The following is an 18,968-nucleotide window of genomic DNA, read 5'->3' on the forward strand; positions in this document are numbered from 1 at the left end:
ATGAGCCATGACGAAACACGGTCGTCCGCCCGCGCTCACGCCGGCCCCTTGACTCCCTGCAGCGGCCGCCCGATGCGATGGCGGGTTCGCTTGCTGGCCGCGCTCTTGCGCAGCTTCTATTTTGCCGAGGTGCGGATCGTCGGCGCGCATCATCAACCTGTTCCCGCGCGTGGCGGGCGGCTGATCATCAGCAGTCACCGCAATGGCGCCATCGACGGCTACATGGTGCTCAAGGCGTTTCCCGGCGTACAGGGACTGATTTCCATCCAGTTGCTTCAGCATCCGCTACTGCGCTGGATGTTCGACGGCATCGCGGTGGTGCGCGACAAGGATCGGGAACGCCATGGCGTTCAGCGGGCCACGTTTGCCCGCCCCGTCGACGCCGGCTGCGCGCATTTGCGCGCCGGTGGTGACCTGGTGATCTTTCCCGAGGGCAGCAGCGAGTGGGGGTTTCAACCACTGCCCTATCAACGCGGCGCGGCGCGTATCGTGCAAACCCTGCTCAGCGAAGAGGTGTCCGTCGAAGTAGTCCCGCTGGGCTTGCACTATCAGGCACCGGACCAGTTCCGCTCCGCCGTGGAGATACTTGTGGGCGAACCGGTGGATCTGCCACCGCGCCTTGCTGGCGAAACCTCGCGCGACTGGGAACGACGCTTGCACCAGACCATGGCGGACGCTCTGGACGCCGTGTCGGTGAAGTGTCCGGATGCCGCGACGTTCGCCCTCGCCGAGGCCGCGGCAGCGGCCAGTGCCGCCACAGGTCGGTCGTATGCACTGGCTTTCGTTGACGCTCAACAACACCCGCAACCACCGTTGCCATCGCCACAGCCGCCGCGCCGACGGCCATGGGACGGGTTGGCGGTGGCTGCCTTCCTGCTGCTGGCCGCGCCGGTCCTGCTGGCTGGCCGCGTTGCCGGTGGCAAGGCAGACGCGCGCAACACCGTCAGCCTGTTCCGCATCACGGGCGGCGGCGTCGCGGCTCTGATCTGGCTGCCATGCCTGCTGCTGGCTACCGCATGGTGGCCAACGCTGCTGTTGCCGCTGTGGCCATTGGCTGTGTTCGGGTGGTGGCGCTGGCCGCGCGTGATGCATCGGAGTCGGGCATGAACATGGTGCGTGTTTCACGTTGGATCGGTTACGCGTTTGCCGCCGAGCTGCTGTTGATTCTCGGCTGGGGCAGTCTGGGCGCATGGCAGCTGGCGGACGCGAATCTGCATGCGGCCAGCATTCTCGGGGCGGCAGCGTGGCTGCTGTTGCTGCTCGCCACGCGTGCCGCACCGGAAAGCCGCTGGGCAAACTGGAAGGGCAGATTGCAGTTCGTCGCGTGCTGGCTGATTTTTCCGCTGTTCAAGGCGATACGCGAGGTCTTCATCCGGCACACAGCCGACGCCACATTGCTGGCGCTGGACCGCCAGCTGTGGGGCGGCCGGAGCCTGCCGGAACATCTGCTGGGCTGGGAGAGGCCGTGGCTCTCCGAGCTGCTCAGCAGCGGCTATCTCCTGTTCTATTTGGTGATACTCGTGCCGGCGATCGGCTTCAGCTTGCGTCGCCGCAGCAGCGAAGCAAGATCGTTCTTCCTCGGCCTGGCGCTGATGTACCTGTGCGGCTTCGCCGGCTACCTGCTGGTCCCGGCTGGCGGCCCGTACATGGCGTTTCCCGCGGTGTTCCCCTACCCGGTGCACGGCGGGCCGACAACCGCCTTGCTGACCCGGGCCGTGCAGGCGGGCATTACCGGCATGGACGTCTTTCCCAGCCTGCACAGCGGCATTGGCGTCTACGTTCTGGGCTTCTTCGCGCTCGGCGGCTATCGCCGGGCGACCTGGCTGCTGACGCCGATCATCCTCACGCTGGTGCCTGCCACCCTGTACCTGCGCTATCACTACGGTATCGACGTGCTGTGCGGCATCGCACTGGCCGCGGGCGTACTCACCTTCATTCAACACTATCGCAAGGACCGCTTCGCATGAGCCAGCTGTTTGCCTTCACCGACCCGCAAGCCGCCGAGCACGCCGTCAGCGGTGGCAAGGGCGCCAATCTGGCGCGTGCCGCGCAGCACCTGCCGGTACCACCGGGCATCGTGGTCGGCAGCGAGGTCTATCGCCAGTTCGTCTCGCCGCTGCACGACCGCATCCGCCGCGTGCTGGATGACCCTGCGCTCGACCATGCCGCACGCAGCGAACAGATCCAGTCATTGTTGCTGGCCCAGTCGCTGCCAACATCGCTGCGCGCTGAGCTGGACAGCCGGATGCGCGAACTTCATCTGGCGGATACGCCGGTGGCCGTCAGGTCCTCCGGCACGCTGGAAGATTTGCCGGGTGCGGCGTTTGCCGGCCAGCACGATACCTTGCTCGGCATTCGTGGTGCCGATGGCGTGGTCGAGGCGATCCGCCGCTGTTATGCCTCGCTATGGAACGCCCACGTATTGCCTTACCGCGAGCGGATGGGATTGGACCATCTGGATGCGGCGATGGCGGTGGTGGTGCAGAAAATGGTCGAGGTCGGCGAACACGAAGCCGCCGGCGTGGCCTTTTCGATCGACCCGGTGCGCGGGTCGCTGGACCACGTATTGATCAACGCCGCCTTCGGACTGGGCGAAACCGTCGTCGGTGGCGAGGAACCAGTGGATGAATATCGACTGCAGCGCAGCGACCTGGTGGAAGTCGAGGCGGTGGTCGCGGAGAAGCCACGGGCGCTGGTCACCGACGCGGCAAGCGGCACCCGACACGTCGCGTTGACTGCGGAGCAAGCCAGCGCCTCCGCGTTGAATGTCGAACAGCGTCGCGCCGTGGCGCAGCTGGCGTTGGACGCCGAGCAACACTTCGGCTTTCCGCAGGATATCGAGTGGGGATGGCAGGACGGTGCGCTCTACCTGCTGCAATCACGCGCGGTAACCCGCATTCCGGCACGGTGGACCCGCGATGAATCGGCCGAACGCTTTCCCAACCCGGTGACGCCACTGACCTGGGATTTGTGCGAAGCCGGCTTCCACGCATCGCTCAACCACAGCTTCAAGCTGATGGGCCTGCCGCCGTTCGGCGACAAGTGGTTCGCGATGCGCGATTACTACATCTACGGCAACCAGAACGCGGTGCAGCTGTACGGCGGCCGCACCCCTGCAAAAATGCTGAAAGACGTGGACAGCATCCGCGCCGCACTACCGCAGCTTGCCGCTCAATTCGGCTGGGTGCAGGAGCTGCCGGTGCGCTGGATGCGCGACCTCGACACCTATCTGATCGGCATCGGCGCGCTGATGCGCGAGCCGCTGGAAGGTCGCCCGCTGAATGAACTGTGGGACTACGTGTTGCGCATCAATGCGCTGGGCGCCAGCTATTTCCTGCCCAATATCGCGATCTCGCTGACCCAGCGCACGTTGTATGTCGGTTTGCAGCAGATGCTGCAACTGGCCTTGCCGGCCGAACAGGCACAACAGGTTTTCGATCAGTTGCTCGCCATGACCGACACCAAGACCGGCCAGGTGAATGCCGAACTGTGGTCGCTGTCGCGCCTGCTGCGCATGGACGCCCCACTTCACGCACGGCTGCGCAGCATGGCCAGCGTCGACCTGCTGGACGTGCTGCCCCAGCACCCGGCGTTCCATACCGAGTTCGCGCGTTTCCTGGCCCGTCACGGGCATCGAGAACTGGACTTCGACGCCTACCATCCGACATGGGTGGAAGCGCCACACATCGTGCTGGATCAGCTGAAGATGCTGGTCGATCGCGATGATGAGGATCGGGCATCGCTGGAGCTGCAGCAGAAGGCCGCCCAGTCGGCGATGGAACACACCGTGCTGAACCACACGCCGGAAGAGCTGCGCTATCTGGTGCACGAGGTGATCCGGCTGGCCCGCACCTACACCGCGCTGGACGATCTGGAGCACTACCAGACCACGCGCCTGCACCTGCCGTTCCGGCGCGGCCTGAAAGCGATCGGCGAACAGCTGGTCCAGCGCGGCGTGTTGAGCGATCCGATGGACGTCTATTTCGTGCCGCTGGCCATTCTCGATGCCGCGCTGCACGGTGACGATCTGGCGCCGATTACGCCGGCAGCAGCGCAGCACAAGGCCGGCTATCTGGCCGCCTGCGAGCGTACGCCGGACTGGATTTTCGGTGAAGCCGAACCGGTCAGCGTGGATGGCGCCGGCGTTCTCAAGGGCTTGGGTGGCAGCCCCGGCGTGGTCGAGGGCAAGGTATTCGTGGTCCACACCCCCGCCGATTTCCCCGATTTTCCCAAGGACGCCATCCTGGTCGCGCGCACCACCAACCCGGCGTGGACACCACTGTTCTATCAAGCACGGGGGGTGATCACCGAAAGCGGTGGCCCGTTGTCGCACGGCGCGGTGACCGCGCGCGAACTGGGCCTGCCGGCCGTGATGAGTGTGCGCCATGTGATGCGTTTGCTGGAAAACGGTCAGCGCGTGCGCATCGATGGTCGTCACGGCACCGTGGAGATCCTCAGTCCGCAGTAATCCAGCGGATCGCCTCGTCGAGGTTGGCGCCCTCGAACAGGCCGAACTCGGCAGGTATCGCGAAGCTGAAGGCGGTCGCGGTGCCGCGCAGCCAAGGCACGTCGGTGACCAGCGCGATCCGGTCCCAGCCACTGAAATGACGGGCACCCATCTTGGCGTCGTTCCACATCGCACCGGCATCGAAGCCGGTGAAATCCTCGGCAGTGACGTACAGCAGGCGCAGCTTGCGATTGAGCGCAAAGCCAGCCTCGACATCCGGCACGATGATGTTTTCGTAGTCTTCCGTGGTGACCTGACCATGGGCACGAAAGCCCAGTGTGCCGGCAGGCAATCCTTCGATCTGTGCAATCACGGCGATACTCCCTTGGGTTGGCGTCGTCGACAGCATGGACCGAAGCGCGTGAACAGCGCGCAAGAAAAGTTCAGACCGCTTCGATATGCCGCAGCAGCAGGCGCGGGCTTTCGCGACCCTGCCAGTCGTTGATGGTCAGCTCGTAGGCGGCACGCAACCGAGGCGGTGGCGGTTGGCCGTGGTACGCGTTGAACATCACCGCGTCGTGGACAGCGCCGTCGCGCGGATCACGCAACTGCAGGCGCAGGTGGGACTCACCCATCACCTTCCAGCTGGCGCACTCGAACAGGTTGTCGAACAGCGGTTCGGGAAACGCCTGCCCCCACGGCCCGGCACGACGCAGTTGTCGCGCAAGATCCAGAATGGCGCTGCCGGGCGGCAATTCGCCATCGGTGTACAACACCGCCTGCAGGCGCTCCGGCGCGATCAATTCGCGCGCCACCGCGTCGAAGGCCGCCGCAAAGCGCGGATAGTCGCCGGCTTTCAGGCTCAGTCCGGCCGCCATGGCGTGGCCGCCGAAGCGCTCGATCAGGCCCGGCTGGCGCGCGTCGATCACCGCCAGCGCGTCGCGGATGTGGAAGCCGGGAATCGAGCGGGCGGAACCGCGCAGGTTGTCACCGTCATCCTCGCTGGCCGGGGCGAAGGCGATCACCGGGCGATGCAGCCGCTCCTTCAGTTTCGAGGCGACCAGACCAACCACGCCGGCATGCCAGGAGGGTTCGAACAACGCCACTCCGATCGCGTCGATGTCGCCCAGCCCGACCACCATCTGCTCGGCCTCGGCCACCATGGAAGCCTGCAGGTCACGACGCTCGCGATTGATGGCGTCGAGTTGCCCGGCGTAATGGCGCGCCTGTGCCACGTCGTCGGTGAGCAGGCATTCCACGCCCAGGCGCATGTCTTCGAGCCGGCCGGCCGCGTTCATACGCGACATGTGAGGCTGACTTGGACAGGAAAACAGCCAAGTCTTAGGCAGAACCGTAGCTTGGGGGCCACGTACCTTCCGTGCAAAAAGTGCCGTTTTTAGAATCCAATAAAATCAATTAGTTACAAGTAATTTAGTAAAATATTTAGTTAATTCAATAAGCTATGGTGTGCGCGACTTCAGCTGGACGCACCACGCGGTTTTCTTTTCCTGATCGTCGGCTTGATCTTCGCGTCCGCAGGAATGCTATCTAACTTTGCTTGTAGCGCCACTTCCCGTTGCGTACTGGCTTTCAATGCGTGCTGTGCCGCCAGTAACGCCGCCGGAAGACCGCGATCGTGCGCATCGGATTGGAGGCGCTCATCGATACGTGCGATGACACGTTGGAAGGGTTGCGCGATCGTGCCCTGCTCTACTTTGCGTTCGCCAGCGGTGGCCGGCGCCGCAGTGAAGTCGCCGCCGCGGATCTCAGCGATCTGCGCCTGATCGGACCGGATCAATATGTCTATCGCCTGGAGCACAGCAAGACGCAGCAGGCCGGACCGAGTGCGACCTCGACACCGGATAAACCGATCCTGGGGATTGCCGGTCAGGCGATGACGGCGTGGCTGACCGCCAGTGGCCTGACGGAAGGCGCGGTGTTTCGGCGGCTGTGGACGAACCGGATCGGCAACGCGCTGTCGCCGGCGGCGGTCGGCGCGATCGTGCAACGGCGGGCGGCGAAAGCCGGTTTGAAGGGCAACTTTGGTGGCCACAGTCTGCGCTCCGGATTTATCACCGAAGGCGCGCGCCAAGGTGTCGCCCTGCCCGCGTTAATGGCGATGACCGAGCATCGCTCGGTGGCGAGTGTGATCGGGTATTTTCAGGCGGGCTCGGTCGACCAGAATCCCGCTGCGCGGCTGCTGGACGATAAGCTTGCGCCCGAGAAAACCCGGTAGCAGAAAGTTCGGGCACGCGGCTGGCGGCGCCTTGCATGACGTCATCACCCTCGGTGGGGTCTGAATATTAGGCAGGGGTTGTGGCAATTCTTGCAAGGCCCTTGGACCGCGAGTGATCTGTCGGACACTTCGTTGTGGCGAAGTTTGACTTGACCTTGCAGGCCAGGGCGGCGGCCCTTCCAGTACGGCTAATCTTCGTAACGATGCTCGACGTTGCGCACGACATTGGCGGCCAGGAACAACGTAACGGTGAGGATGTTCATGTCAGGCTGGATGGAGAAGGTTTTGGATTGATCGTACCAACGCCATTCGAAGCGCAAGGTCTCGTCACCATCTTGCCGCTCCCAAATCGTATGCTGGGACGGCTTGCCATCTCCGAGTTCGACTAAACCGCATCGTTCGGCTGCCGCGACCGCGGCACCCGCGGATTTTTCCTTTGCGGCGGGAACCACGGCGCTTGCGATGATTTCAAATGCGTCTGTCAGGCTGGGCAGCATTGCGTTTGCCTTGAAGATCTCAATGTGGCGATGAGTCATTGGATAAGGAAATGAGCTTTTCGGCGCAATCTCCGAAAGAGAATTGATGCCGATCCGGAACATTGTGGACTATCGCTGATGTCCGTTCCGTCGTCTATGCTACCAAGCCAAGGAAGGGGGTATCCATGTATCTTCAGCGCGTTAAATTAGAGAATTTCCGATCGTTCGATGCTGCACAGTTTGAATTGCAGAAGGATCTAACTGTCCTGGTCGGTGAGAATAATGGCGGCAAGAGCAACGCCATCGATGCTATTCGATTGTTGACGAGGCCATTGAGTGGCCGTCGAGAAATCTATTGTGAAACTACCGATGTTCGTTTCCAGTGCGGCGCCAGCCAATTCGAGCTAGAAGCCCACTTCGCGGATCTCTCTGCCGGGCAACAGGGGCGACTGATTTCGGCCGCTACCGATGAGAGCTTGGCTAGAGTCTGCTTCGGCCTTCGATTTGATGGCGGTTACAGCGGCGCAAGGCCGCACTTATGGGCCGGGAGGGAAGGCAACGCCCCAGAGCCCGATTGCCATGAAATGATCCGGCATGTTTACCTGCCTACGTTACGTGACGCCAAGCGCGCGCTCGCCTCGGGCAATCCGACCCGAATCATGGCGCTCCTCAATCACTTTCTCGAGGGGACAAGCGCAGCAGATCTTGCTAAGGATCTTGGTCGCACGCGAGGACATGACGTCCTGACGAAGGTCGACTCGGCCGTGAAGAAGGGATTGTCGGCACTGACCGGCGGCGTGCGGCGTCAGACAGCATCGCTCGGGTTTGCCTCTGACGAAGCGTTAATCGATATCGCCCGTGATCTCCGCTTCAAGCTCGCAGATCACGGTGTCGCTCCAGAGGATTTGCGCTATTCGGGTCACGGCTATGCGAACCTGCTTTTCATGGCCACCATAGCAGTCGAACTCGAAAAAGTTCGAACAGCGGATCTGACCCTATTCCTCGTCGAAGAGCCTGAAGCGCATCTTCATCCACAGCTTCAGGCGGCTGTTCTTTCCTTCCTCCGAGATCAGGCAGAACGGTCACGCTTGAACCCACCCGCAGATCATGCGCCGGCGGGTGAGCTGCAAGTGGTCGTGGCCACGCATTCGCCACACCTTTCCGCTTGGGTGAGTAGTGATCGATTGGTGGTGTTCAAGTCGGTGATCTCGTCGGCGAATGGATTGACGCGCGCGCAGGACGAGCCGGCATCGCTCGATGCCAGCATCATAGAGAGTGTATTGGACTCAGAAATGTCCGGCGGCGAGGCTGGCGCCGGATCAGTGGCAGCTGCCGTCTCGGCCACGGTTCCCCGGCGTGCAACCCGATGTTTGCCGCTCGCAAACATGCCGCTTACGCCTCTTGATCGACGAAAGGTCGACCGTTACCTCGATGTGACGAAGGCGGCACTGCTGTTTGGAGGACGTGCGCTTTTGGTGGAAGGTATTGCGGAGGCCCTCCTTTTGCCTGCCATCGCAAAGCACCATACGCTCAAAAACCATCCCGAAAAGCTCAGGTTGTTTCGTTCGGCTGTCTTTTTGCCGATCGATGGAGTCGATTTCGCGCCCTATGTGACTCTCCTGCTTACGGAGCTAAATGGTGTGCGTATCGCTGATCGTGTCGTCGTGATGACCGATGGCGATAAGGGGCTCAAATTAGAGGGCGAAGACGAGGAAGGCGACTTCGCAGATGCTGCTGCGCCCGCCTCGACCAGCATGCCAGCCGCAACGCCAGCGGATCCGAGGGGATCATCCAAAGCAGGCGCTGAGGACGTCGGGGAGGAGGCGAATGAAGTCGAAGAATCGCTCATTCCCGGCGAGCAGCGTAAGTCGTCACTGGAGAAGCTCGTTGGAAAATTGGGGGCGAGCGACTATTTCGCCGCTATCACCAGTACGTATTCGCTCGAGTCGGAGCTCATCGAAGCAGGAAACGTGGAGATCCTTGAGAAGTCATATCTCGAACTCCATCCACGATCAAAAAAGAAATGGCGCAATGCGATAGAGCTCGAGGGCGATGAGCGCGCCAAGGCTGTGCATGCGATTTTCAAGAAAGCGCGAAAAGGAGACTTCGCGCAGATCCTCGCTCGCTTGATCGAGGACGGCGAGGAGTTCACGGTCCCAACCTATATCGCGACCGCCATCGAACAGTTGGTTGTGGCATGACCGATGCCTATTCGCCGACGCCTGAACAAGAAGCCATTGTCGCGCATGAGGGCCCGGCGTTCGTAACGGCTTGTCCAGGCGCCGGGAAAACACGAACGATGGTCGAGCGTGCCCGACAACTCATGACCGATGGCGACGATCGGCGTGGCGTAGCCTTCTTGTCCTTCACGAACGCTGCAGTTGATGAGCTTGAAAGCCGTCTGCGTAGCTTCGACATCCTCCCGACACCGCTATTTCCGAGCTTCATTGGCACGTTCGACCGATTCCTCTGGCAGTTTTTCGTCGCGCCGTTCGGCATGGAAGGTTGTGAGGTCGCTCCGCGCCTCATTCCGGACAAGCGGGAATGGCAGATTCAACCGCATCCAAAAATGCAGCCGCTACCTCTTCGTGCATTTGATCGCCAGACCGGAAAAGTGAACCGGCAGGTTGCAGCGGAGCTAGGATATTCCGCCGATCGCGACGTTGCGCGCCATGAAGCGCACGCGCTCAAGGTACTGACCGCGGCACTCACCAAAGGGCATGTCGACTTCGATGACGTGCGCCAGTGCGTCCGCGTGCGACTTGGTGACAAGGCATTCGCAAGTCGATTGGGAACGGCTCTCGCGGCGCGCTTCCGAGAGGTAGTGGTTGACGAGGCTCAGGATTGCAACCCTGAAGACCTCGAGATCGTTCAATGGCTGCGGGATTCTGGTCTGACCGTCAAAGTGATCTGCGATCCCAATCAGTCGATCTATCAGTTCCGGGGAGGCGTCACCGACGAGCTCAACAAATTCGGTGCGCGCTTTGATGCCCGCGACCGATTGCCGATGAGTGGGAACTTTCGATCAACGCCGGCAATCTGTTCGGCGATTGTCGCTTTGCGTCCGCCGGCTTCTCGAGCCAGTCCCGATCAAGCGCTTGGACGACATAAGGGCGACCTAACTCCGGTTTATATCCTGGCATACGGCGGAACAGCCGTGCCCGACGCGATTGGCAAGAGATTCAACGAAATCACCAAATCGCTCAAGATTTTGTCTGCAGATGCCCCTGTTCTGGCCTCCAGGCTGGTAACCGCCGCCAAAGCGATTGGGCATCCATCACTTGAGGAGACCGAGCACATGACGCTGGTCCTCGCCAGGGCAGTGACCGATTTTTATTTTTCCTTTGGCTTGGGAAATCGGCGTGAGACGCTCGTTGGCCTCCATCGTGCAGTTCTACTCATCCAAGATAAGATCGGATCGCTCGGTGAATATCATGAATATGTCGCGACCAATGCCCTCGATGATGGTCGCTGGAGGCCCGAAATCATCGAAATTGCTGCTGCTCTGCGGTTTGCGGATGGCATGGATGCTGGTGGATGGCTCACCATCGCCCGCGACCTCTTGGGTCCTGGATTCATCGGCACCGGAACGATTGGGCAGAGACTGAGGTCGCACGCCAAGTTAGGCGCAGCATTGGCGAGCCCGCCAGTGGATTTCCACCCGGCACGCACCATTCATTCAGCGAAAGGGATGGAGTTCCCTGCAGTCTGCGTTGTCCTCACGATCAAAAAGGCAGGCGATATCTTGGCCCATCTGGAAGGTGCGGGCGGTGCTGAGGCCGGAGAGGACGCACGCAAGATTTACGTCGCCGCCTCAAGAGCTCAGCGGTTGTTGGTGATGGCGATCCCCAAGAGCAAAGCGACACGACTGAGCTTGCTCCTCACGTCCTTCGGCAGTGTTACCGTCATTAATCAAATCTGAGTTGTACGAACCTCGCGGCGCGAAAGGAACGCAATGATCGGTGTGCTGGCTTATGGCTCGCTAATTTCAGATCCGGGCGAAGAACTCGCTGCTGTCATTGTTGGCGAGAAGCGGGATGTTCTCACTCCCTTCCATGTCGAGTTTGCGCGATCGAGCCTGAAACGGTGTGGCGCGCCAACCCTGGTCCCCGTTGCTTCCGGCGGGCGTCCTGTGCGGGCAATCATCTTCGAGGTAAGCATAAGCGCGCACGAAGTACTCGACATCGTCTACCGGCGCGAAATCAATGCCGTATCTAGTCGCAGGAAATACGTTGAGCCTGAACCGAACAAGGCAAATACGGTACGGCTCGACCGGTTCGAAAAGTTCGAAGGGTTTGACGTCGTCATTTCTACGCGTATGTCGCCGAATATTGAGCGCCTTTCAGCTGATGTCCTTGCAGACTTGGCGATTACAAGCGCAAGAGAACTGCGCGATGGACGTGATGGAATCAGTTACCTCCTGAATGCTAAAGCTTGTGGAATTGAGACCGAGCTTAGCGCCGCATATGAGCAAACGATTCTCGAGCGCACCGGCGCGGCTGGCCTTGCCGAAGCCTTGGAAGCGGTACGGTCCTGCATTCCGTAAGGGCTTTGTGCCAGAAATGGGCCAAAATCTCTAATCGCGGCGTCACGAAGGTGACAGGGCGATGCAGTGTCGTTGACCGACACCGCAGCACGCATCGACGCTGCGTTTCCCGACCTCAAAGGCGATGTGGCGATCGGCGCCGATGGCGAGCCGGTGTTGCGTCGCGTCCAGGCGCGGGATATCCCTGCGTCGGTGATTGCCTTGCAGAGTGCGCTCGGCCGCGAACTCCCCACACGCAACCTCCTGGACATCCTGGCCAACATCGAGCACTGGACGCACTTCACGCGGCATTTTGGTCCGATTTCAGGGCACGATCCGAAGATCAAACAGGCCACCGAGCGTTACCTGCAAACGGTCTTCGCCATGGGGTGCAACTTGGGCCCCAACCAGGCCGCGCGCCATTTTGTCGGCGAGGTCAGTCCGCACATGATTTCGCGGGTCAACCGTCGGCATGTCACCGTCGAAAAGCTCGAAGCCGCTACGCGTGAACTGGCTGAGCTCTATCTGCGCCTCGATCTTCCGCGGCTCTGGGGTGACGGCAAGAGCGTGGCGGCCGATGGCACGCAATACGACTTCTACGATCAGAACCTGCTGGCGGGCTATCACTTTCGGTACCGCAAGATGGGCGCGGTGGCCTATCGCCATGTCGCGAATAACTACATCGCCACCTTTCGGCACTTCATCCCGCCGGGTATCTGGGAGGCCGTCTACGTCATCGAAGGTTTGATGCAGGCCAAGCTGTCGGTCGAACCCGACACCGTGTATTCGGACACGCAGGGCCAGTCGGCCACGGTGTTTGCGTTCACCTACCTGCTCGGTATCAATCTGTTGCCTCGGATACGCAACTGGAAGGATCTCGACTTCTTCCGTGCCGATAAACAGACCCACTACAAGCACATCGACTCGCTCTTTCATGGCGCGATCGACTGGACATTGATCGAGACCCACTGGAAGGATCTCCTGCAGATTGCTATCTCGATCCAGGCGGGCAAGATTGCCTCCCCCATGCTTCTGCGTCGGCTCGGGGCAAGCAGCCAGCGCAACCGCCTCTTTCTTGCGGCTCAGGAGCTCGGGCGTGCCCACCGCACCGTCTTTCTGTTGAACTGGATCGGTAGTTTGCCCTTGCGCCAAGAGGTCACTGCTGAGACCAACAAGATCGAGTCGTACAACGGTTTCGCGAAGTTCTTTTCATTCGGCGGCGACGTGATCGCCGAGAACGATCCGGACGAGCAACAGAAGCGTCTTCGTTATAACGATCTGATCGCCTCGGCCGTGATCTTGCAGAACACCGTGGACATGATGCGCGCCCTTCAAAAGCTGGCTGATGAGGGTGTCGCGGTGTCGGGACATGACGTGGCCTTTTTCTCGCCCTATCTGACCGGCGGCGTCAAACGGTTTGGGGACTATCGCCTTGACCTGAAGCGGCCACCCGAACCGTGGATTCGTGACCGCCTGTTCAAGGATGCCGCGAAAGCCGCGCGGGCGACAACCATAGCCACGGAGCAAGCCAATGACCCAGCGATCGAATAGAACGCAGCGGCCCGGCGCCACCTCATCCCTCGGGGGTGTCGACGCAACAAGACTTCAGACGTTGCGCGCGACCTTTGATACGACACATCTGTTGCGTGCGGTCGATGATCTCGACACCGTTCGCGCGGTCCTGGCCGATCCGGACGAATTACGCGCCGATCTTCTCCGGTTGCATGGGATGACGCATACCCTGGTTAACGGGGGCGCGATAGCGGCAACGAGTGTCGACGAAACGATCGTCGAGTTGGCCGCGAATATCGAGGCCGAGTTGGAGAGCATGAGCACCGTATTGCTGGCCATCCGGAAACGGATACGACCCCTTCTGACGCTGACGCCCGACGATGCCTAATGGCGGGATGCGGAACACTTATCCCGCCAGCGATTGCAGGATGGTGCAGGTCGCTCGCGTGTCGTGGTGGCAGATGTCGATCATGCCCCGCAATTCGGTGGCCAGCGCCGCCAGTTCGCGTTGCTTGGCCTCCACCTGTGCCAAATGAGTTCGCGCCACACCATCGACCTGCTCGCACGACAACTCCGTGTGGGAGGCGAGCGTCAGCAGACTGCGGATTTCCTCCAGGCTAAAGCCCAGCGCGCGGCTGCGCACAATGAAACGCAGGCGCTCGACGTCGCTGTCGCGATAGTCACGGTAACCCGCGTTCGACCGCACTGGCGGCGGCAGCAAGCCGATGCGCTCGTAGTAACGCACGGTTTCCAAATGGCAACCGGTGGCTTTCGCCAGATCACTGATGCGCACGGCGGTTGACTCCGTAGTAGCTACGGACTTTAGTCTACGCTGCACACCGCATGAGAATTCGAAGAATGGCAGGTTGCGACTGTGAATCGACTGGCCAGGCACTGGCTCGCTCCGTGGCCCAGCGCCGCGTGCTGTGGACGGTCTTGTTCATCAACCTGGCGATCTTTGCGGGCGAATTCGGTGCAGGGTTCTGGGCCGATTCGACCGCACTACAGGGGGACTCCCTGGACAGCCTCGGCGATGCGCTGGTCTACGCGCTCAGCCTCTGGGCGGTGGGACAGGCCCTGCGGTGGCGAGCGGGATCCGCGTTGGTGAAAGGCGGTATCCAGTTACTGTTTGCGGGGATCGTGATCGCCGAAGTCAGCCGAAAGCTCGTGGTGGGCGCCGAACCCTTGGAAGGTGTGATGGCAATCACTGCCGGTGTCGCACTCATCGCAAATCTCACCTGTCTCGTGCTGCTGACCCGGTTTCGTTCGCACGACATCAACATGCGCTCGGTCTGGCTGTGCTCACGCAATGACGTCATCGGCAACGCCGGCGTTCTGCTGACCACGGCACTCATGGCATGGAGCGGTTGGACATGGCTCGATCTGGTGTTTGGCGCCTTGTTGGCCTTGCTTTTTGCGCGAACCGGCGTCGAAGTCCTGAGAGCCGCGTGGCCGCAGTTTCGCTCGCATCCCTCGCACGTCCTTTGAGCTTCTTGTTGCCGCCGAATCCCTGCGTGGCTATCCTTCCATAATGATAACGACACGCATTCGCAGCATTCTACGCAACCTCTCTGTCTCCGTCCTCCTGCTGTGGGGCGTATCGGCGCTACCGGCACGGGCCGAAGACGCCCCTGCCACCGTCTCGCAGACCTGGCAGATGCTCGACTACCTGGCGACCGACTACGCCGGTGCGGTGAAGGATGGCGCGGTGATCAGCGCATCCGAGTACGCCGAGATGCGGGAATTCACAGCGACCGCCCGATCGCGTATCAGCGCATTGAAACCAACCGCCGCCACACCGGCACTCGTACAGCAGGCCAATGCCCTGGTGGCCTCAGTGGAGGCCAAAGCCGCACCCGCTCAGGTGGCGACGCAAGCGCATGCGCTGGCCGATGCATTGCTGCAGGCCTACCCGGTACCGACTGCACCGGAACAGGCTCCCGACCTGGCGCGTGGGGCGACGCTCTATCAGAACCAGTGCGCCGCCTGTCATGGGTCGACCGGTCATGGTGACGGCCCGGCGGGTCTGCTGCTGTCGCCCCATCCGGTGAACTTCACCGATCAGACGCGGGCCGATCAGCGCAGCACGCTGTCGTTGTACGAGGTGATCAGCCAGGGCGTGGAAGGTACGCCGATGGCAAGCTACGCGCAGCAGCTGTCGTCCGATGATCGTTGGGCGCTGGCGTACTACGTGGGCTCGCTGGCTTACACGAAGGAAGCGTCCACCGGTGCCAATATGTGGCAGCACGACACCGCCGCACGAGCGCAGGTTGCTGACTTGAAGGAGCTGTCGCGCGCTCGCGTCACGCAGTTGACGCCTACGCTCGGTGCGGAGCGCGCTCGGGCGATCATGGGCTATCTGCGAGCTCACCCTGAGGCCATCCAGCGGCAGGCCTTGGCGGGTATTCCTCTGGCACGAGCGCGACTGGCGGCGAGCCTGACGGCTTACCGAGCCGGTGCCAAGGCGCAAGCCACCCAACTGGCGCTGTCCGCCTACCTCGATGGCGTGGAGCCGGTCGAACCGCAACTCAATGCGCGTGACAGCGCACTGCGCGCCAAGCTTGAAACGGCGATGGGTGCCTATCGCACCGCGCTGACGAGCAGCACCTCGGTGGAATCGGTGGCGAAACAGGCCGATGAGGTCGATGGTCTGCTGATACGCGCGCAAGAAGTCACTGCCGATGCCGCAGGCGATGCGGCCGCCACCTTCCTGGGGGCGTTCACCATCCTGGTACGGGAGGGTCTGGAAGCCCTTCTGGTCGTGGTCGCACTGCTCGCTTTCCTGCGCAAGGCTGCGCGACCCGAAGCACTACGCTATGTGCACGCCGGCTGGAGCCTCGCGTTGGTCGCCGGGGGAATCACCTGGGCGATCGCCAGCTATGCGATTTCCATCAGTGGTGCCGGCCGTGAGTTGACCGAGGGGCTGTCGTCGCTGTTTGCGGCGTTCGTGCTGCTTGGGGTCGGTTTGTGGATGCACCAGAAAAGTATCGGCGGTCGCTGGCAGGCGTATCTGAAGGAAAAGATGGCCGCCGCGCTCAACCGGCGTTCGGCATGGTTCCTGTTCGGGCTGGCCTTCATCTCGGTGTACCGCGAGGTGTTCGAGAGCATCCTGTTCTATGCCGCTCTATGGAACGACGGCCAGGAAGCGTGGCTGCTTGGCGGCATCGCGGCCGGTGCGGCCGTGCTGGGGCTGATCGCCTGGGTGCTGCTGCGCACGAGCCGGCGCTTGCCGATCGGCACGTTCTTCTCCGCCAGTTCGGCGCTGATCGCGGTGCTCGCCATTGTGCTGACCGGCAAAGGAATCGCCGCGCTGCAGGAAGCCGGCTGGGTCGCGGTGAGCGTCGCGCCGATGCCGCATATCGAACTGCTGGGTATCTATCCGACCTGGCAATCCCTGCTGGCCCAGTTGACGATCCTGGTGCTGCTGGCGGTCGGATTCATCTTCAATATCCGCCGGGGCCGCCAGCCGTTGCCAGTACCCCAAGGAACCCAGGAAGTGCTTTCCGATGCAGAATGAAGGCGATAGGGCATGAGTGAATGTAGTTGCCATGCTGAAGCCAGCAACGAAGCGGAGCGACGCATCCTGCGCTTCGCGCTGGTTCTCAATGCCACGATGTTTGTGGTCGGCATCGTCGCGGGTCTGATCGCGCAATCGATGGGGCTGATCGCCGATTCGCTGGACATGCTCGCCGACGCGAGTGCGTACGGCATCGCGCTCGTCGCCTGGCAGCGCAGTGCAAGCTTCAAAGCATCGGCCGCCACCCTGAGCGGCACATTGCTGCTGATCCTCGGCGTGGGTGTCCTTGCCGGTGTGGTGTGGCGACTCGTCGCGGGCAGTCATCCCGAGGGTGGTTGGATGATGGGCATTGCCTTCATCGCCTTGATCGTGAACGCCACCGTGTTGAGATTGCTGGAACGGTTCCGTCACGGCGAAGTGCATCTGCGCGCCACGTGGCTGTTCACGCGGGTCGACGTCATTGCCAACCTGGCAGTGATCATCTCCGGAGTGCTGGTGCTCCTTCTGCACAGTGCGGTGCCCGATCTGGTCATCGGTGCGGCCATCGCCTGCTATGTGCTGAAGGAGGCGTTGGGTATCCTGCGCGAAGCAAAGGAAGCACGGATCGCTGCCCTTGCACCGATCGGCAAGCCATGACATCGCCGATCTCGGGGTTCGGCACCATGGCGTACGCCGTTGACCTTCGACTGTTCCACGCAATCCATCCGTCTACACCGCCATCGTCCGAGATGCTGCATCTGGCGCGCGGCCTGGCCGATGGGTCGTTGATCCTGACCGCCGTTCTCCTTGGGGCGATGCTGATGTTTCCTCGGTGGTCGATGCGACCGATCGCCCTGAAAGCATCGGGTGCCGCCGCCGCGGCATTGCTCGCGAACCTGGTCATCGGCTTGGTTTGGGATCGCGCGCGTCCGTTCGTGGCTGGTGCTGGTCAAGCTTGGGTAACTCATGCGGCGACCGGCAGCTTTCCCAGCGACCACCTGACCGTGCAGTGGGTGGTCGCCGGCATGCTGTTGCTGGATCGACGTACCCGAGCTTGGGGCCTCGGGATCGCGCTGCTCGGCCTGCCGATGGCATGGGCCCGGATCTACCTGGGGGTGCATTACCCCGGCGACATGCTGGGCGCGTTCGCGATGGGTGGGCTGGTTATGTTGTTTGGTTGGAGATGGCTTCGTCGCCCTGCGATGACGCGCTTCATCGCGCCCACATCGTCACAGGCGTGAGGTTTCGTTCATCGCCAACGCAGCGATGTCCTAATGCGCCCCGCCGGTTGAGGCAAAGCTGCAGCCTGCTGCCGCGCCAGCCGATTCGTCGGTGGTTCCATGATCGGTTTGCAGTGTCGTGTGCGTGATCTTGAAGCGATCGTGCAACATGGCTTCTACCTCACGACGCACGTCGTGGCAGTCAATGTCGTGGTTCACGTAGATGTGCCCCGACAACGCCGGCATGCCCGAGGTCACTTCCCACACGTGCAGGTCATCCAGCCGGGTCACTGCCGGCACGGCGCGAATCGCCTCGGCAATCGCTACCGGATCGAGGCCGCGCGGGGCAGCCTCCAGAAAGATGCGTCCCGATTCACGTACCAGCCCGATGCCGGCTTTCAGCATCAATCCGGCGACCACCAGCGCAGCGATAGAGTCCATCCGGTTCCAACCCGTCCACCAGATGATGCCGCCGGCAATGGCTGTGGCGATGAAGGCATAGAGATCGGTGAGGATGTGCTGGAAGCTGCCTTCGACATTGAGGCTTTGCCGGTTGGCCTTGCTCATCGCCCATACGGCCAGCAGGTTGACGCCGATGCCGATCACCGCAATCACCGTGACCAGCAAACCCTCCACGACCGGTGGATCGATCAGGCGACGAATCGCCTCGACGATGAACCAGACTGACAGCAACAACAGGGTCACGCCGTTCGCCTGCGCGCTCAAGATTTCCACGCGCTTGAGTCCGAACGTGTAGCTACCGCTGGCCGGTCGTTTGGCCAGGCGCATCGCCACCAATGCGAGCCCGATCGAGCCGACGTCGGTAAGCATGTGGCCGGCGTCGGAGATCAAGGCCAGCGACTTGGCCAGAATGCCGACCACCACCTCGACCGCCATGAAACCGAGCAGCAACAACAGTGCGATGGTCAGGTACTTCTTGTCCGCATCCGGCGCCACGCCATGGCTATGGTCGTGATGATGGTCATGATCATGTTCGTGGGGTTCGGCGGTGCCCATGGATATCTCCTTTGCGGCGGCCACTGTACGTGAGCGCCG

At 61.8% G+C, this 18,968-nt stretch carries 15 protein-coding genes and 3 pseudogenes; 13 read left to right on the plus strand and 5 right to left on the minus strand.

Annotated elements, in window-relative coordinates; genetic code table 11:
* Window positions 1-72: 72 nt before the first annotated feature.
* From ACVWWQ_RS02005 to ACVWWQ_RS02015, 3 genes are read left to right on the plus strand one after another with little or no spacing between them, the layout of a single operon-like run.
* Window positions 73-1,107 carry a 1-acyl-sn-glycerol-3-phosphate acyltransferase gene (locus tag ACVWWQ_RS02005; protein WP_457383283.1) on the plus strand — a complete coding sequence of 345 codons (1,035 nt, stop codon included), beginning with the start codon at window positions 73-75 and terminating at the stop codon, window positions 1,105-1,107.
* Window positions 1,104-1,967 carry a phosphatase PAP2 family protein gene (locus tag ACVWWQ_RS02010; protein ID WP_166669745.1) on the plus strand — a complete coding sequence of 288 codons (864 nt, stop codon included), beginning with the start codon at window positions 1,104-1,106 and terminating at the stop codon, window positions 1,965-1,967. Before ACVWWQ_RS02005 ends, ACVWWQ_RS02010 begins: the two co-directional genes overlap by 4 nt.
* Window positions 1,964-4,468: a PEP/pyruvate-binding domain-containing protein gene (locus ACVWWQ_RS02015; protein ID WP_133950343.1), complete on the plus strand. Its 2,505-nt coding sequence runs from the start codon at window positions 1,964-1,966 to the stop codon at window positions 4,466-4,468. The genes ACVWWQ_RS02010 and ACVWWQ_RS02015 overlap by 4 nt, the downstream gene beginning before the upstream one ends.
* On the opposite strand, the gene ACVWWQ_RS02020 is transcribed toward ACVWWQ_RS02015, so the two are convergent.
* Window positions 4,455-4,820, minus strand: a complete 366-nt coding sequence (locus ACVWWQ_RS02020) for a SpoIIAA family protein (protein ID WP_099652116.1) — start codon at window positions 4,818-4,820, stop codon at window positions 4,455-4,457. The genes ACVWWQ_RS02015 and ACVWWQ_RS02020 overlap by 14 nt on opposite strands.
* 70 nt (window positions 4,821-4,890) lie before the next feature.
* Window positions 4,891-5,748 (minus strand): annotated as a pseudogene (locus ACVWWQ_RS02025) (single-stranded-DNA-specific exonuclease RecJ); the annotation flags it as partial.
* A gap of 320 nt (window positions 5,749-6,068) precedes the next feature.
* On the opposite strand from ACVWWQ_RS02025, the pseudogene ACVWWQ_RS02030 reads away from it, so the two are divergent.
* A pseudogene (locus ACVWWQ_RS02030) lies at window positions 6,069-6,683 on the plus strand (site-specific integrase); the annotation flags it as partial.
* A gap of 188 nt (window positions 6,684-6,871) precedes the next feature.
* Here the strand turns inward: ACVWWQ_RS02030 and ACVWWQ_RS02035 are convergent.
* Window positions 6,872-7,282, minus strand: a complete 411-nt coding sequence (locus ACVWWQ_RS02035; RefSeq protein ID WP_133950339.1) for a hypothetical protein — start codon at window positions 7,280-7,282, stop codon at window positions 6,872-6,874.
* 62 nt (window positions 7,283-7,344) lie between these two features.
* Here ACVWWQ_RS02035 and ACVWWQ_RS02040 point away from each other — a divergent pair, with 62 nt between their 5' ends.
* From ACVWWQ_RS02040 to tnpC, 5 genes and pseudogenes are all read left to right on the plus strand, one after another.
* On the plus strand, window positions 7,345-9,360 hold the full coding sequence (locus ACVWWQ_RS02040; protein ID WP_133950337.1) for an AAA family ATPase: 2,016 nt from the start codon (window positions 7,345-7,347) through the stop codon (window positions 9,358-9,360).
* Window positions 9,357-11,081, plus strand: coding sequence for an ATP-dependent helicase (locus ACVWWQ_RS02045; RefSeq protein WP_133950335.1), 1,725 nt, complete (start codon window positions 9,357-9,359; stop codon window positions 11,079-11,081). Before ACVWWQ_RS02040 ends, ACVWWQ_RS02045 begins: the two co-directional genes overlap by 4 nt.
* 33 nt (window positions 11,082-11,114) lie before the next feature.
* Window positions 11,115-11,705: a hypothetical protein gene (locus tag ACVWWQ_RS02050; RefSeq protein WP_133950333.1), complete on the plus strand. Its 591-nt coding sequence runs from the start codon at window positions 11,115-11,117 to the stop codon at window positions 11,703-11,705.
* 72 nt (window positions 11,706-11,777) lie between these two features.
* Window positions 11,778-13,235, plus strand: a pseudogene (locus tag ACVWWQ_RS02055) (transposase); the annotation flags it as partial.
* Window positions 13,216-13,584 carry a Tn3 family transposase post-transcriptional regulator TnpC gene (tnpC, locus tag ACVWWQ_RS02060; RefSeq protein ID WP_133950331.1) on the plus strand — a complete coding sequence of 123 codons (369 nt, stop codon included), beginning with the start codon at window positions 13,216-13,218 and terminating at the stop codon, window positions 13,582-13,584. The pseudogene ACVWWQ_RS02055 and the gene tnpC, both read left to right, overlap by 20 nt.
* Window positions 13,585-13,602: 18 nt before the next feature.
* Here tnpC and ACVWWQ_RS02065 read toward each other — a convergent pair whose 3' ends face one another.
* The gene (locus ACVWWQ_RS02065; protein ID WP_133950329.1) at window positions 13,603-13,989 is read right to left on the minus strand and encodes a MerR family transcriptional regulator; all 387 of its coding nucleotides are present in this window, start codon (window positions 13,987-13,989) and stop codon (window positions 13,603-13,605) included.
* Window positions 13,990-14,102: 113 nt separating this feature from the next.
* Between ACVWWQ_RS02065 and ACVWWQ_RS02070 the strand changes: the two genes are divergently transcribed.
* From ACVWWQ_RS02070 to ACVWWQ_RS02085, 4 genes are read left to right on the plus strand one after another with little or no spacing between them, the layout of a single operon-like run.
* Window positions 14,103-14,684, plus strand: a complete 582-nt coding sequence (locus ACVWWQ_RS02070; RefSeq protein ID WP_457383284.1) for a cation transporter — start codon at window positions 14,103-14,105, stop codon at window positions 14,682-14,684.
* Between the two features lie 43 nt (window positions 14,685-14,727).
* The gene (locus ACVWWQ_RS02075; protein ID WP_457383285.1) at window positions 14,728-16,713 is read left to right on the plus strand and encodes an FTR1 family protein; all 1,986 of its coding nucleotides are present in this window, start codon (window positions 14,728-14,730) and stop codon (window positions 16,711-16,713) included.
* A 12-nt stretch (window positions 16,714-16,725) separates the two neighbouring features.
* Window positions 16,726-17,349 carry a cation transporter gene (locus ACVWWQ_RS02080; protein ID WP_133950325.1) on the plus strand — a complete coding sequence of 208 codons (624 nt, stop codon included), beginning with the start codon at window positions 16,726-16,728 and terminating at the stop codon, window positions 17,347-17,349.
* On the plus strand, window positions 17,346-17,933 hold the full coding sequence (locus ACVWWQ_RS02085) for a phosphatase PAP2 family protein (protein ID WP_133950323.1): 588 nt from the start codon (window positions 17,346-17,348) through the stop codon (window positions 17,931-17,933). The genes ACVWWQ_RS02080 and ACVWWQ_RS02085 overlap by 4 nt, the downstream gene beginning before the upstream one ends.
* Before the next feature lie 30 nt (window positions 17,934-17,963).
* Here the strand turns inward: ACVWWQ_RS02085 and ACVWWQ_RS02090 are convergent, their stop codons facing one another.
* A complete protein-coding gene (locus tag ACVWWQ_RS02090; protein ID WP_133950321.1) occupies window positions 17,964-18,929 on the minus strand; it encodes a cation diffusion facilitator family transporter in 966 nt (321 codons plus the stop codon).
* Window positions 18,930-18,968: the final 39 nt, after the last annotated feature.

The sequence above is a fragment of the Rhodanobacter sp. TND4EL1 genome, from assembly GCF_054061035.1.